The sequence below is a fragment of the Methylobacterium sp. D48H genome (genome assembly GCF_053345715.1).
On record NZ_JBKFAP010000012.1, the window covers coordinates 38,719 to 51,977 of the forward strand.

At 72.1% G+C, this 13,259-nt stretch carries 13 protein-coding genes; 3 read left to right on the forward strand and 10 right to left on the reverse strand.

All coding sequences use genetic code 11. The features are described 5' to 3' along the window. Nucleotides 1–71: 71 nt before the first annotated feature. Nucleotides 72–1,688: a glucosamine inositolphosphorylceramide transferase family protein gene (locus ACLBX8_RS19225; RefSeq protein WP_447700045.1), complete on the reverse strand. Its 1,617-nt coding sequence runs from the start codon at nt 1,686–1,688 to the stop codon at nt 72–74. Nucleotides 1,689–2,031: 343 nt separating this feature from the next. Between ACLBX8_RS19225 and ACLBX8_RS19230 the strand changes: the two genes are divergently transcribed. Continuing rightward, complete coding sequence (locus ACLBX8_RS19230; protein ID WP_020093859.1) at nt 2,032–2,331, forward strand: hypothetical protein; 300 nt, start codon at nt 2,032–2,034, stop codon at nt 2,329–2,331. Nucleotides 2,332–2,383: 52 nt separating this feature from the next. Here the strand turns inward: ACLBX8_RS19230 and ACLBX8_RS19235 are convergent, their stop codons facing one another. Further along, nucleotides 2,384–2,884, reverse strand: coding sequence for an RT0821/Lpp0805 family surface protein (locus tag ACLBX8_RS19235; RefSeq protein WP_447700044.1), 501 nt, complete (start codon nt 2,882–2,884; stop codon nt 2,384–2,386). A 92-nt stretch (nt 2,885–2,976) separates the two neighbouring features. Here ACLBX8_RS19235 and pdxH point away from each other — a divergent pair, with 92 nt between their 5' ends. Further along, nucleotides 2,977–3,600: a pyridoxamine 5'-phosphate oxidase gene (pdxH, locus tag ACLBX8_RS19240; RefSeq protein WP_447700043.1), complete on the forward strand. Its 624-nt coding sequence runs from the start codon at nt 2,977–2,979 to the stop codon at nt 3,598–3,600. A 71-nt stretch (nt 3,601–3,671) separates the two neighbouring features. Here the strand turns inward: pdxH and ACLBX8_RS19245 are convergent, their stop codons facing one another. The 8 genes from ACLBX8_RS19245 to ACLBX8_RS19280 form a co-directional block, all read right to left on the reverse strand. After that, the gene (locus ACLBX8_RS19245) at nt 3,672–4,355 is read right to left on the reverse strand and encodes a 50S ribosomal protein L25/general stress protein Ctc (protein ID WP_020093856.1); all 684 of its coding nucleotides are present in this window, start codon (nt 4,353–4,355) and stop codon (nt 3,672–3,674) included. 189 nt (nt 4,356–4,544) lie between these two features. After that, nucleotides 4,545–5,432, reverse strand: a complete 888-nt coding sequence (locus ACLBX8_RS19250) for an ABC transporter permease (RefSeq protein ID WP_056523607.1) — start codon at nt 5,430–5,432, stop codon at nt 4,545–4,547. 2 nt (nt 5,433–5,434) lie between these two features. Beyond that, nucleotides 5,435–6,370: an ABC transporter permease gene (locus ACLBX8_RS19255; protein ID WP_447700042.1), complete on the reverse strand. Its 936-nt coding sequence runs from the start codon at nt 6,368–6,370 to the stop codon at nt 5,435–5,437. Nucleotides 6,371–6,554: 184 nt separating this feature from the next. Continuing rightward, the gene (locus ACLBX8_RS19260) at nt 6,555–7,817 is read right to left on the reverse strand and encodes an ABC transporter substrate-binding protein (RefSeq protein WP_447700041.1); all 1,263 of its coding nucleotides are present in this window, start codon (nt 7,815–7,817) and stop codon (nt 6,555–6,557) included. A 17-nt stretch (nt 7,818–7,834) separates the two neighbouring features. Then, nucleotides 7,835–8,830: an ABC transporter ATP-binding protein gene (locus ACLBX8_RS19265; protein WP_447700040.1), complete on the reverse strand. Its 996-nt coding sequence runs from the start codon at nt 8,828–8,830 to the stop codon at nt 7,835–7,837. Nucleotides 8,831–8,879: 49 nt separating this feature from the next. Beyond that, nucleotides 8,880–10,307, reverse strand: coding sequence for a dihydropyrimidinase (gene hydA, locus ACLBX8_RS19270; protein ID WP_447700039.1), 1,428 nt, complete (start codon nt 10,305–10,307; stop codon nt 8,880–8,882). 235 nt (nt 10,308–10,542) lie between these two features. Beyond that, nucleotides 10,543–11,613 carry a GlxA family transcriptional regulator gene (locus tag ACLBX8_RS19275; protein ID WP_447700038.1) on the reverse strand — a complete coding sequence of 357 codons (1,071 nt, stop codon included), beginning with the start codon at nt 11,611–11,613 and terminating at the stop codon, nt 10,543–10,545. Further along, entirely contained in the window at nt 11,610–12,170 is a 561-nt protein-coding gene (locus tag ACLBX8_RS19280; protein WP_447700037.1) for an isochorismatase family protein, read from the reverse strand. The genes ACLBX8_RS19275 and ACLBX8_RS19280 overlap by 4 nt, the downstream gene beginning before the upstream one ends. 119 nt (nt 12,171–12,289) lie before the next feature. Between ACLBX8_RS19280 and ACLBX8_RS19285 the strand changes: the two genes are divergently transcribed. Continuing rightward, entirely contained in the window at nt 12,290–13,003 is a 714-nt protein-coding gene (locus tag ACLBX8_RS19285; protein WP_447700036.1) for an SIR2 family NAD-dependent protein deacylase, read from the forward strand. The last annotated feature ends 256 nt before the right edge of the window (nt 13,004–13,259 follow it).

Consider the following 13,259-nt stretch of genomic DNA (forward strand, 5'->3'; position numbering starts at 1 on the left):
ACCGACGGGCCCGCGCGGGGCGGTTCGGCCCCGGCTCGGCCCGAGAGGCGCGCTCAGCCCGAGAGCCGCGCTCAGCCCAGCAGGCGGGGGCGCGCCCGGTGCGATCCGTCGATGAACTCGAAGCCGCCGGCGGCGCTCAGCATGTGCAGGCGCGTGCCCGGCCAGGCCGCACCCGGGCAGAGGCGCGTCTCGACCCGCTGGGCGTAGGCGTCCTCGTCGAGGCGCAGGATCCGGGCGAGGCCGAGCGCCGCGCCGTAGCCCTGCCGGCAATCCTGGACGGGCCGGATCAGGCCGCCGTCGCGCGCCACGATCGGCCCCGCGGCCCGGGCGGAGCCGATGTCGATCAGCACCGGGTTGTGCCGGTGGGGAGTCCAGGGCCCGCGGAAATGCGGCGCGTGCCAGAGATGGAGCGTGTCGGAGTAGCTGCCGCCGCCGGCCCGGACCGTGGCGAACATCCACCAGCGGCCGCCGTGCTGCAGCAGGGTCGCGTCCCCGGCCACGACCCCGTCGAGGAGCACCGCCTCGTGCACCCAGCCGCGCGGGAAGTCGGTGGCCCGGTAGAGGTCGATCGTCCCGGAGGCGTGGGATTCCGGGATCATCCAGACCTGCCCGTCCGCCTCGAACACGAACGGGTAGGAGAGGTGGGTCTCCAGCTCGAGCACCGGCTCCGGGCGGCCGCGGGGGCCGTTCGCCCCGAAATCCACCGCGGCGATCACGCCCTTGCCGCGGCGGTAGTCGAATTCCTCCACGAACAGGGTCACGGCGCCGTCCCGGGCGATCGCGAAGGGGTCGGCGTAGAAGCGGCGCCCGTCGTCGGGAAGGACCTGCCAGCCGCCTTCGGGATGCCGGCGCAGGTCGATCAGGTCGGGGCCGACGATCCGCCGCCAGCCCACCCGCCAGTGCGGGCCGTGGAAGCAGAGGGCGTAGAGCCGGCGGGCGATCTGCCGAGCGAGCCCCCCGGCGGCCCGGCGGCGTGCGCCCAGGCCGCCGAGGTCGTAGGCGGCCGCGGGCCGCAGGGGTGCTCCGGCGCCGTCAGGGAGCGCCGTCGAGGCGGCGCCGTCCAGGGCGGCGAGGATCAGCGTGATGGTCCGCGCGAGGTAGCCCTCGAAGGCCGTGAGCATCACCGTGTGCGATTCCGTGCCGAGGCGGCCGACCGCCACCGGCGCGCCGTCCGGCCCGCGCAGGGCCGCCACCGGCGCCCCGTGGGCGAACAGGGCGGCGAGGAGGCCGGCCTCGCCCGGCATCCCGTCGTAATCGAGCCGCCAGGCCGGCGCCGGGCCCGAATCCGCGGGGCTGTCCGAGAGGTCGAGGACGAGGTCGGCGGCGCTCCAGACGGGCTCCGCGCCGTCGGGGCTCGCCTCGTAGGGGGCGAGGGCCACCGGCTCCGCCGCGGTCGCCAGGCCCGGCCGCGGCAGGCCGTGGATGGCGGCCTCCAGGCGGAACAGGAGCTCCGCGTTCGGCGGCAGGCCCTCCGCGTGCTCGACCCAGGCGACGCGGATCCGATGGTCGGGCCGCTGCCCGAGCTGGTCGAGGAGCCGGATGTGCCAGCCGCGCAGGGACCGGCGGTCGAGCCGCACGACGATGGTCCGGGTGCGGGCGCGCGTCCCGGAGGGCGACGGCTCCGCCCGGGCGGGAGCCCGGCCACCGGTCGCCGACGGCCGGTCCGTGCCTCCGATCACCCGCTCCATCAGCCGGTCGGCCCCACGCCCCGCGTGCCGGATTTCGTATCGACGCTCACGGCGGCCAGACCCGGGATGCGCCCGGCTTCGACCCTCGATACGGTCGAGCCAGGCTCGAATGCTGTTACGCCGCGCCACGATCAAGCACGGCCGAGTGGTTGTCTACCGGTTCAAGCTTAACGCACGGGACGATTTCTGGACGGTGAACCGAAAAAATCGAAACGCAGTCCATCAAATAAACGCGTGTTGCCGGGTCGTGATACAGTGTCGCGAGGCCGTGGCGGTTCGCCGAGGGGAACCCCACCTCCAGCTGGACCGTTCGCCAGTCAAGGACGTGGTGCGGAGACAGGACATGACGCGCAAGACGCTGACGATGCCCCTCGCGGCGATGCTCCTCGCCGCCATTCCGGGAACGGCCTTCGCCTGGGGCGGTGGCGGCGGTGGCGGCGGCGACAGCGGGAGCGGCCTCTCCCCCTACGCGGCGCTGAGCGGCAACGACCGCTCGGCCGGGGTCAACAACGGCAATTATCGCGACCCGGCCCTCGACCCCTACATCCGGACCTACGATCCGGAGGCTGCGGCCCGCTACGCGGCGCCGCCGGCCGCGCAGCCGCGCCTGCGCGTGCGGCCGTACTACGGCTACCCTTACTGAGGCGATCTGCCTGAGGCGATCCGCGGAGGCCGTCGCGCGACGGCCTCGTCGTTCAGGAGCGTCCGAGGCCGCTCGCGGCCCGGACGCGCTTGAGCGTCCACGGTCCGCCCGAGAGCTTGCAGCCGGTGCCGCGGACGAAGCGGCTGCGGGTCGGCGCGATCACCGATGCCAGGAAGTTGCGGCAGATCAGCTCGTCCGAGACGTACGGGAGCCCGGTCGGATTGACCGACCCGTGAAGCCCGGTCTCCGGGTTGTCCCACTTGACCGGCCGCCCGTTGCCCTGCGGATCCAGCGCGACGCCGAGGGCGGCCCGCGCCCGGCGCCAATCCTCCTCGGCGAGGTCGTCCCCGAAGCTCACAGGCCGCTTCTCGATGCTGCCGGTGACGGTCGGCTCCTCGACGACGCGCGGTGGCGCCGCCGGCGGATCGCCCCGGAAGACCAGCAGGGGCTGGCTGCAGCCGCACAGGGCCATCGCCACCGCCATCGACACCACCGACACGGACGCGCAGATGCGCGAACGCCGGCTTGGCCCTTTACACGCGCATCCCCGCATTACACCTGACTCACGACGGGCTATTCGCTCGACCGAACATGCCGATGTCGGTGCCCCCTCAGGCCCTGGACGCGGCAGGCAGGAGTCTTGGCGTGGATCAGTTAAGGACCGATGACCCGAAGAGCGCGGACTTCACGCTGAGCGAGGATCCCGTCGGGCTGTTCGCCGCCTGGATGAAGGAGGCCGAGGCCTCCGAGCCCGAGGACGCGAACGCGATGGCGCTCGCCACCGCCGGATCGGACGGGCTGCCGGATGTGCGGATGGTCCTGCTGAAGGGCTTCGACGCCCGAGGCTTCGTTTTCTACACCAACACGCAGTCCACCAAGGGGGAGGAGCTGGCGCAGAACCCCCAGGCGGCCCTGGTGCTGCACTGGAAGAGCCTGCGCCGGCAGGTGCGGGCCCGCGGGCCGATCACGCCGGTCACGGCCGCGGAGGCCGACGCGTATTTCCAGAGCCGCCGCCGCGAGAGCCGGCTCGGGGCGATCGCCAGCCAGCAATCCCGCCCGCTGGCCGACCGCGCCACGCTGATGAACGCGGTGGCGGAGCTGTCCGAGCGGTACGGCGACGGGCCGATCCCCCGGCCGGAGCACTGGACCGGATTCCGGATCGCGCCGGTGAGCGTCGAGTTCTGGCAGAACGGCGATTTCCGCCTGCACGACCGGGTCCGCTTCACCCGGACGGGCGCGGGCTGGAGCCGGGCGCGGCTCTATCCCTGACATCAAGCCGAAACGCAGAGAGCCTCGGCAGGGCCGGGGCTCTCGCGTCGCGTGACGGGTGGCGCTGAGGCTCAGGCCTCCTCGCCGTCCTTCTTCTCGTCCTCGGCGGACTCCTCGGCCTTCTCCTCGGCGGCCTCGGCCGACTGCGCCTCGGCGATGGCGGCCTCCTCGGCCTCCACCTCGGCACCCAGCACGGTCGGCGGCACGATGTTGGCCACCGGGTCGGTCTGCTCGCCGGTGTAGGTGCCGGCCGGGATCTTGATGTCGGAGACGTGGATGACGTCGCCGATCGCGCGGCCGGTCAGGTCGACCTCGATCGCGTCCGGGATCTGGTCGGGGGCGACGTCGAGGCTCAGCGTGTGGGCCACGATGTTGAGGGTGCCGCCGAGCTTCTTGATGCCGGGGGCCGCGTCCTCGTTGACGAAGTGCACTGGCACCTCGACCGTGACGGTCTGGCCCGAGACGACGCGCAGGAAGTCGACGTGCAGCGGCACGCCGGTCACCGGGTCGAGCTGGAAGTCGCGCGGGATCGCGCGGACCTTCTTGCCGCCGGCGTTGATCTCGAACAGCGTGGTCTTGAAGCCGCCGGCGTAGATCAGGGTGCGGGTGCGGATGAGGTCGACCGCGATGGATTGCGGCGGCTGGCCACCCCCGTAGATGACGGCGGGAACTTGGCCCTGGCGACGAACGGCCCGGGCGGCCCCCTTGCCGACCCGGTCGCGTGCCACGGCCTCAAGCGTCTTCACAGCGCTCATGGCGTGATCCTTTACGATTGCTGGAGCCGGAAAACGAAAAGGCCGCCCCTGGCGGACGGCCACATCCTTCCCGGCGCGCCCCTGCCTCCAAGGGTGTCTCGGGGGCGCGCCGTGCGCATACACGGGCGGGGGCGGATTGGCAATGCGGCGGCGCCGCCGACCCGCGGCGGCCCGGCCGTCCGGCATCGATCACAGGCCCGCCAGCGCCCGCCGCGCCCGGCGCTTCTGCAGCCACAGGGTCAGGCCGAGCGCGGTCCCGATCACCAGCGCCGAGACGGCCGTGGTGACCGTGCCGAGGGCGTAGATCTCCGGCGTCGTCACCGTGGTGGTCAGGCCCTGCAACTCCAGCGGCAGGGTGTTGCGGCCGCCGATCGCCTGGCTGGTGCGGGCGAGCTCGTCGAACGACAGGGTGAAGCCGAACAGCGCGACGCCGACGAGCGCGGGCGCGAGGATCGGCACCACCACGTGCCGGAGCGTCTGCGGGCCGCTGGCGCCCAGGTCGCGGGCGGCCTCCTCGTAGGCGGGGTCGAACCGGTTGAACACCGCGAACATGATCAGCAGGCCGAAGGGCAGCGTCCAGGTGAGGTGCGCGCCCAGCGCCGAGCTGTAGAGGCCCATCAGCGTGCCGTGGTCCTGCAGGAACCCCCAGCCGGTGGCGGCGGCGAGCGCCTTCACGGCGTCGTCGAGGAGCCGGAACTCCAGGCCGATGCCCAGCGAGACCACGATCGAGGGCACGATCAGGCTCGAGACCGCCAGGGCGAAGACGAGGCCGGCCCCGCGAAACCCCTTCCGGAAGGCGAGGCCCGCGTAGAACGCGATTCCCACGGTGAGCGCCATGACCACGAGGCCGAGGGCCAGCGAGCGCCGCAGCGCTGCCCAGATGTCGATCACGCCGACGCCTTCCCACAGCTTGGCGAACCAGTGGGTCGAGACGCCGTTCATCGGGAAGGTCAGGCCGCCGGACGGGCCCTGGAAGCTCAGCGCCAGGATCGTCAGAGTCGGCCCGTAGAGGAACAGGACGTAGAGGGCGAAGACCGCCGCCAGCAGGTAGAAGGCGCGGCCGCGGGGCTGGTCCATCGCTACAATTCCCGCCGGAGGTCGATCATCCGGGTGAGCCCGAGGATCATCAGCAGCACGGCGGCGAGCAGCACAACGGCGTTGGCGGCGGCGGCCGGGAACTGCAGGTAGGACATCTGCACCTGGATCACCTTGCCGACGCTGGCGATCTGCTGGCCGCCCATCACGCCCACGGTGACGAAGTCGCCCATCACCAGGGTCGTCACGAAGATCGTCCCGATGGCGATGCCGGGCTTGGCGAGCGGCAGGATCACGTTCCACAGGATCTGCGCGCCGGACGCGCCGCCGTCGCGCGCCGCCTCGATCAGCCGCCGGTCGATGCGCGCGAGGCTGTTGAAGATCGGCACGATCATGAACACCGTGTCGAGGTGCACGAAGGCCAGCACCACCGCGAAGTCGGAGTAGAGCAGGCCGTCGATCGGCTGCCGGATCAGCCCGAGGGTGCGGAGCGTGTCGTTGACGAGGCCGTTGCGGCCGAGCAGCGGGATCCACGAGATCATGCGGATCACGTTCGAGGTCCAGAACGGGATCGTGCAGAGCAGGAACAGGCCCATCCGCACCGTGCCGGAGCGGATGTGTAAGGCCAGGAAATACGCGATGGCGAAGCCCAGCGGCAGGGTGATCGCCAGCGTCAGCGCGACGAACTTCACCGTGGAGAGGTAGGTGCGCAACGTCGTGCAGAGGTCGGCCGACAGGCAGCCGTCGAACACGTCGGCGTAGTTCTGCAGGGTCAGGGCCGGGATGATCTCGTACTCGTTGTACTCCCAGAGGGAGACGATCCCTGTGAGCACCAGCGGCACCACCAGGAAGACCAGGAAGACGAGGGCCAGCGGCGCGGCCTGGAGGTAGGCGAGGGCGCGGCCGCGCGGGCGCGCCGCGACGGCGGGCGCCGCGGTCCGCTCGGCAGTCGCGGCGGCGGGCAGGGCGAGATCGGTCATCGGATTTGCCCGCCGCGCGCCGGCGCAGCCGGTCCCCTTCGCGGACCCCGCGAGGCGCGAAGCGCCCCCTCTCCCGGGCGGGAGAGGGGACCCGCGTTCCATCCGGCGACCGCGTCGATGCGCCGGGCGGGCGTCTCCGAGGCCCCGTACAGGGAGGAGGGTGGGGAGGCGGCGCCCACCGCCCTCACGCCGCGATGAACTCGTTCCACTTGCGCACCATGTAGGTGTTCTCGTCCATCACGGCGTTCCAGCAGGCGACGGCGCCCATCCGCGCGTCGAAGGAGCCGCCATCGCGGGTGGCGCCGGCCTTCTCGATCAGGGTGCCGTCGGGGCCGAGGATGTCCTTCTCGGCGGGCTTCCCCTCCATCCAGAAGGCCCACTCGTAGGGCTGCATGTTCGCCTGGGCGGTCTCCAGCACGGCCGAGTAGTAGCCCTGCCGGTTGAGGTAGGCCCCGGCCCAGCCGGACAGGAACCAGTTGATGAAGTCGTAGGCCGCGTCGAGCTTCCTGCCGCTCAGGGTCTTGGGGATGCCGAAGCCCGAGGCCCAGGCCCGGTAGCCCTCCTTCAACGGCTGGTAGGTGCAGGGCACGCCCTGCGCCCGCACCTTGGTGACGGCGGGCGACCACATCGACTGGATCACCGTCTCGCCCGAGGCCATCAGGTTCACGGATTCGTTGAAGTCCTGCCAGAAGGCGCGGAACTGGCCGGCGCGCTTGGCCTCGATCAGCACCTTGATGGTGCGGTCGATCTCGGGCTTCGTCATGTTGCCCTTGTCGCCGTAGGTGTAGTCGCCGGTCGCCTCCACCACCATGGCGGCGTCCATGATGCCGATCGACGGGATGTTGAGGATCGAGGCCTTGCCCTTGAAGGCCGGGTTCAGGAGTTCCTTCCAGCTCGTGACGGGCACCTTGATCAGGTCCGGCCGGATGCCCAGCGTGTCGGCGTTGTAGACGGTCGGGATCAGCGAGATCCACTGGGTCTGTTCGCCGGCAAATTTTTTGGAGTCGATGCCCTCCAGGTAGAAGACCTTCTTGGGCGCCGTGCCCTGGTCGCCGATCTTCTTGCCCGCCACTTCCCCCTTCGTGAAAACGGAAGAGATCTTGTCGGCAAGCTTGATCCGCTTGGCGTCCATGCCCTGCAGGTTGCCGGCGGGCAGGATCTTCTTGAGGCTGAAATACTCGGTGTCGATCAGGTCGAAGGAGTTCGGCTGGGTGACCGCGCGCTTGGTCACCTCGTCGGTGACCACGGGGATGTACTCGATGGTGAGGCCGAGATCCTCCTTCACCTTCCGGGCGATGTCGGCGGACTGATTCACCGCGGTGCCGAGGTAGCGCAGGGTGACGGGCTCGGCGGCGTGGACCGCCGGGAAGCCGGTCACCGGCGTCGCGGCGAGCGCGGCGGCCCCCTTCAGGAGCGTGCGCCGGCTCGGCTTCTGTGGCAGGTCCATGGTCGTCTCCGGGGCTGTCAGGCGTCGAGGCGGTGGGCGGCGGAAACGTCCCAGCCGACCGGGATCGTGTCGCCGAGGCGGAGCGGGCGGGCCGCGAACGCCGCGTCGCTGAGGATCGCCGTGAGGGCGGCGGGGCTCTCGGGCGCGCGCTCCAGCCCGTCGGCGTCGAGGCCGACATGGACGCTGGTGCCCTGGTACTCGACCGCTACCACCCGGGCCGGCAGCGCGCCGGGGCCGGCCGCGGCGCCGAGCCGCATCCGGTCGGCCCGCACGGCGACGAGACCCTCCGGCAGCCGGATCACGTTGTGGCCGCCGATGAACCGGGCCACGAAGGCGGTGGCCGGACGCTCGAACACGGTGCGCGGGTCGGCGGCCTGCTCGATCCGGCCGGCATTCATCACGACCACGAGGTCGGAGAGCGCCATCGCCTCCTCCTGGCTGTGGGTGACGTGGATGAAGGTGAGCCCCAGCTCGGTCTGGATCCGCTTCAGCTCCACCCGCATCCGCACCCGCAGGAACGGGTCGAGGGCCGAGAGCGGCTCGTCGAGCAGCAGCACCTTCGGGCCGGTGACCAGGGCGCGGGCGAGCGCCACGCGCTGCTGCTGGCCGCCCGAGAGCTGGGCCGGCAGGCGCTCGGCGAGGTGGCTCATCTGCACGAGGTCGAGCATCGCCATCGCCTTGGCGCGGCGCTCCGCCCTGCCGATGCCGCGCATCTTGAGGCTGAAGGCGACGTTGTCGCGCGCGTCGAGATGCGGGAACAGCGCGTAGCTCTGGAACATCATGGCGGTGCCGCGCGCGGCCGGGGCCGCATCGCCGACCGCCTTCGGGCCGATCACCACGTCGCCGGCGCTGGCGCGCTCGTGGCCGCCGATCATCCGCAGCGTCGTGGTCTTGCCGCAGCCGGAGGGGCCGAGCAGGCAGCAATAGGCGCCGGACGGCACCTTCAGGTCGATGCCGTCAACCGCAATGGCCGCGCCGTAGCGCTTGGTCAGGCCGATCAGTTCGACATCCATGCGGTGCTCTCCCCGGAGGTTGCAGGCAAGCCGCGGGCCAGCGTCGCCCTCAGGTGCCCCGCCGCTCGGCCGGATCGACGGCCCGGTCGAGCACCCGCCCGCGCCCCGGCTCGGACAGGACCCGGCCGTCCTCGGCGATGACCTGCCCGCCCGCGATGGTCATGACCGGCCAGCCGGTTACGTCGAAGCCTTCCCAGGGCGTGTAGTCGGAGCCGTGGTGCAGGTTCGCCTGGCGGATGGTCTCGCGCCGGTTCGGGTCCCACAGGGTCAGGTCGGCGTCGAAGCCCGGGGCGATCGAGCCCTTGCGCGGGTAGAGCCCGTACAGCTTGGCGTGGTTCGTGGCGGTGAGCGCGGCGAACTGGTTGAGGCTGATCCGCCCCTTCGAGACGCCCTCCGAGAAGAATACCGGCAGCCGCGTCTCGATGCCGGGAATGCCGTTCGGGATCCAGCGGAAGGAGGTCTTCCCCCGCGGGTTCCGCTTGCCCTGCGGGTCGTCGTAGCGGAACGGGCAATGGTCGGATGAGACCACGTCGAATATCCCGCGGCGGATCCCCGACCACACCGCCTCCTGGCTCTCGACGTCCCGCGTCGGCGGCGAGCAGACGTACTTCGCCCCCGCCATGAGATCCTCCTGGCCGAGACCCTTCATGTCCTCGGCCGTGAGGGTGAGGTATTGCGGGCAGGTCTCGGCCCGGATCTTCAGGCCCCGCGCCTGCGCCCAGGCGATCTGCTCGGTGGCCTCGCGGCCCGAGACGTGGACGATGACGATCGGCAGGTCGATCAGCTCCGCGTGGCTGATCGCCCGGTGGGCCGCCTCCCGCTCGACGATCTCCGGGCGCGACAGGGCGTGGCCGTAGGGCCGGGTCTCGCCCGCTCGCTCCAGCCGCTCGCTCAGGTAGCGGATCGCGTCGTAGCCCTCGGCGTGGACCATGACCCGGGCGCCCTGCCGCCGCGCGACGTGGAACACGTCGAGGAGCTGGCGGTCGTTCAGCACGAGGTCGTCGTAGGTCATGAAGACCTTGAAAGAGGTGTAGCCGTCGGCCACCAGGGCCGGCAGCTCCTGGCCGAGCACCGCCTCGGTCGGGTCCGAGATAATCATGTGGATCGCCACGTCGACGTGGCACTGGCCCTCGGCGCTGGCCCGGTAGGCGTCGACGGCGCCGCGCAGCGAGGCGCCCCGGGGCTGGAGCGCGAAGGGCATCACGCAGGTGGTGCCGCCGGCCGCCGCCGCCCGGGTGGCGCTGGCGAAGTCGTCGGCCATGACGATGCCGGGGCCGGAATCCTGGGCGATGTGGACGTGGCTGTCGATGCCGCCGGGCAGGACCAGCAGGCCGGAGGCGTCGATCACCCGGGCGGCGTCGGCGATGCCCTCGGCCACCGCGACGATCCGGCCGCCGCGCACGCCGATATCGGCCCGGACCGTGTCGCTCGCCGTGACCACCGTGCCGCCCCGGATGGCAAGGTCGAATTCGGGCATGCCGCTCACTCCTCCGCGCCAGCGGGCGCGCCGGGCCGATGCACGGTCCGCGCCGATTCGGGCTGACCGGTTCGGCACGGCAGGACGTCACAGGCTGCTGTTCGGGTCCAGCGGGCCGCGAGCGGCACGGCCTGACGCACGCGGTTCCAGCCGAAGCCTTCGGCCGTCGTCGCTCTCCCGTCATCACGAGCGCAGCGAAGTGACCCAGGGGCGCGCGACACCGGAAAGCGGAGCGCTACCCTGGATTGCTTCGCTCCGCTCGCAAGGACAGGTGTCTAGCGGGGTGCCTCGGTCGGACCGGCGCGGACGCCCCGTCCGCGGGTCCGGCACGCAGGCGCGACGGCGCCGCTGCGTGGAACTGCCGCCAGACGCGGCGCATGTGCCGGGCGGAGCCGAAGCCGGCGCGCTCGGCGACCCGCTCCAGGCCGAGGTCGCTCTGCGCGATCAGATCCCGGGCCAGCGCGACGCGGGACCGGTTGACCGCGTCCGTCACGGTCATGCCGGCGTGGAGCCGGAACAGCCGCGCGAGGTTGCGCGGGCTCGCGCCCGCGACCCGGCCGAGCAGCGCCGGCGACCAGTCCCGGGCCGGGTCGGCGGCGATCGCGTCCTGGGCCCGGTGGACCGCCGGGTGCAGATGGCTGCGCCCCTCGAGCCAGGGCGAGAGCTGGGGATCGTCGGGCCCGCGCCGCATGTACACGACGAGCGTCCGCGCGACGGCGACCGCCGTCGCCGGGCCTGCCCACTCCGCTACGAGGTGCAGCATCAGGTCGATGCCGGCCGTGACGCCGGCGCTGCTGAACCGGTCGCGGTCCTGCACGAACAGGCGGTTGTCCAGGACTCGGGCCTCGGGGGCCGCCGCCCTCAGCCGGTCGCAGCTGGCATGGTGGGTGGTGCAGGCGTAGCCGTCGAGGAGCCCGGCCCGCGCCGCGAGCAGCGCGCCCTCGCAGACGGTCGCCACGATGTGGCCCGGCCGGACCGCGCCGCGCAGCCACGCGACGATCTCGGCCTCCGCGTCGGCGTCGGCCGCTCCGGCCGGCCCGTCGCCGAGCACCTGCGTGGCGGAGCCCGGCAGGAGCACGACCGTCCCGTCGGCCACCGTCTCCGGCAACGGTCCGGCACCGCCCAGGTCGAGCCCGATCGAGCAGCGGGTGAGCGCCCGCGGCGCCGCGTACGCCACCGCGAAGCCGACCCGGTCCTGGACGGTGCCGGCGATCCGCAGCACCTCCAGCGGGCCGGCGAGGTCGAGCAGCAGCGCGCGCGGCGGCAGGACCACCAGGACCGGGATGTGCCGCGCCGCCCCGCTCACGCGGCGACCGGCAGGTCCGGGCCGGCCAGCGCCTGATCCACGGTGGCGATCCGGGCGAACCGGTCGGTCAGCACCAGCTCGGTGCGGGCCTTGATCTCGTCCGCGCCGAAGCGACGGCCGTCCGGGTGGGTCATGGCGAAGGTCAGGGTGGCCTCGGTCACGTAGTCGACCTGCCAGCCGCTGTCGGAGGCGTGGCGGGCCGTGGTCTCGCAGCACTGCTCGGTCCGGATGCCCGACACGATCAGCCGGCGGATGCCGTGCTGCGTCAGCCAGCCCGACAGGCCGCTATCGACCAGGGCGCTGTGCCGACGCTTGTGGAACGTGGCCGTCGGCGCGATCACGATCGGCTCGAGGGTGCGGACTTGGCCGGAGGCGATGGCGAACGGTCCGCTCTCGGCCACGTGGAACACCTGCAGGACCGGGATCCGCCGCGCGGCGGCGCCGTCGATGAGCGCCTGCAGGCGCGCGGTGAAGGGCGGGACATCGGCGTCGTTCCAGAAGGGCCTGTGCCGAAAGGATTCCTGGACATCGATGACCAGCAGCGCAACATCGGACATTTCAAGTCTCCCGTTCGGTGAAGCGAGCCGCAGCATTCACCGGCAGACTCGAAGGGAAAGAAACCGTACCGCCAACGAGCGGACATATCCGGCCATTCTCGGGCGAACAGGAGCCGCGCGTGAGCGACCATCCCAAGACGATCTTCGTGCTGACCGGGGCCGGCGTCTCGGCCGAGAGCGGGCTCGGCACGTTCCGCGACCGCGGCGGGATCTGGGCGCGGTTCGACCCGATGAAGCTCGCCACACCGGAGGCCTACGCGGCCGATCCCGACACGGTGCTCGACTTCTACGACCATCGCCGCCGCGGCGTGGTCGCGGCCCAGCCGAACGCCGCGCACTTCGCTCTGGCGCGGGCCGAGGCGCGGAGCGCCGACCGGGGCGGGCGGCTGTTCCTGTGCACCCAGAACGTCGACGACCTGCACGAGCGGGCCGGCTCGCGCGCGGTCACCCACATGCACGGCGAGTTGCTCAAGGCGCGCTGCTGCGCCTGCGGCGCGGTCATCCCGTGGCGCGCCGACCTGAGCCGGGCGGACAGCTGCCCCACCTGCGGCACTCCGGGCCGGCTGCGGCCGGACGTGGTCTGGTTCGGCGAGATGCCGATGCACCGCGACGCGATCGAGGCGGCGCTCTCCGAGGCCGACCTGTTCGTGGCCGTGGGCACGTCGGGGGCGGTCTACCCGGCGGCCGGTTACGTGCGGCAGGCCCGCGCCCTCGGTATCCCGACCTGCGAGGTCAACCTGGAGCCGTCCGACAACGCCGACGCCTTCGACGCGACCCGCTACGGGCCGGCGAGCGTCGCGCTGCCGTGCTACCTCGACGAGCTCGGCCTCTAGCGGGGCGACCGGCCGGCGGCGGGGATTCGGGACCGGCCGCGGACGGGGTCGACCACGCGGCGTTCGCCGTCGGGCTCGCCAACCTGTTGCGCGAGCGGGGTTTCTCGGCCCGTGATCCGCCGGACCGGGCCAGGATCAAAATCTTAAATGACGCGAATCACATCGGCGCGAGCTGTCAAGAACTGGTCGGGCAGTTGCCCACGGGTTACAACAGTCAAGCTCGGGATCGGCGTCGCGGCCTACCCGAGCGTTCGTT

Bases quoted from the DNA above. Each gene is read 5' to 3' on its own strand.
- ACLBX8_RS19225 (WP_447700045.1), bottom strand. From the start codon at position 1,688: ATGGAGCGGGTGATCGGAGGCACGGACCGGCCGTCGGCGACCGGTGGC.
- ACLBX8_RS19235 (WP_447700044.1), bottom strand. From the start codon at position 2,884: ATGCGGGGATGCGCGTGTAAAGGGCCAAGCCGGCGTTCGCGCATCTGC.
- ACLBX8_RS19250 (WP_056523607.1), bottom strand. From the start codon at position 5,432: ATGGACCAGCCCCGCGGCCGCGCCTTCTACCTGCTGGCGGCGGTCTTC.
- ACLBX8_RS19265 (WP_447700040.1), bottom strand. From the start codon at position 8,830: ATGGATGTCGAACTGATCGGCCTGACCAAGCGCTACGGCGCGGCCATT.
- ACLBX8_RS19260 (WP_447700041.1), bottom strand. From the start codon at position 7,817: ATGGACCTGCCACAGAAGCCGAGCCGGCGCACGCTCCTGAAGGGGGCC.
- ACLBX8_RS19230 (WP_020093859.1), top strand. From the start codon at position 2,032: ATGACGCGCAAGACGCTGACGATGCCCCTCGCGGCGATGCTCCTCGCC.
- ACLBX8_RS19245 (WP_020093856.1), bottom strand. From the start codon at position 4,355: ATGAGCGCTGTGAAGACGCTTGAGGCCGTGGCACGCGACCGGGTCGGC.
- ACLBX8_RS19255 (WP_447700042.1), bottom strand. From the start codon at position 6,370: ATGACCGATCTCGCCCTGCCCGCCGCCGCGACTGCCGAGCGGACCGCG.
- ACLBX8_RS19280 (WP_447700037.1), bottom strand. From the start codon at position 12,170: ATGTCCGATGTTGCGCTGCTGGTCATCGATGTCCAGGAATCCTTTCGG.
- hydA (WP_447700039.1), bottom strand. From the start codon at position 10,307: ATGCCCGAATTCGACCTTGCCATCCGGGGCGGCACGGTGGTCACGGCG.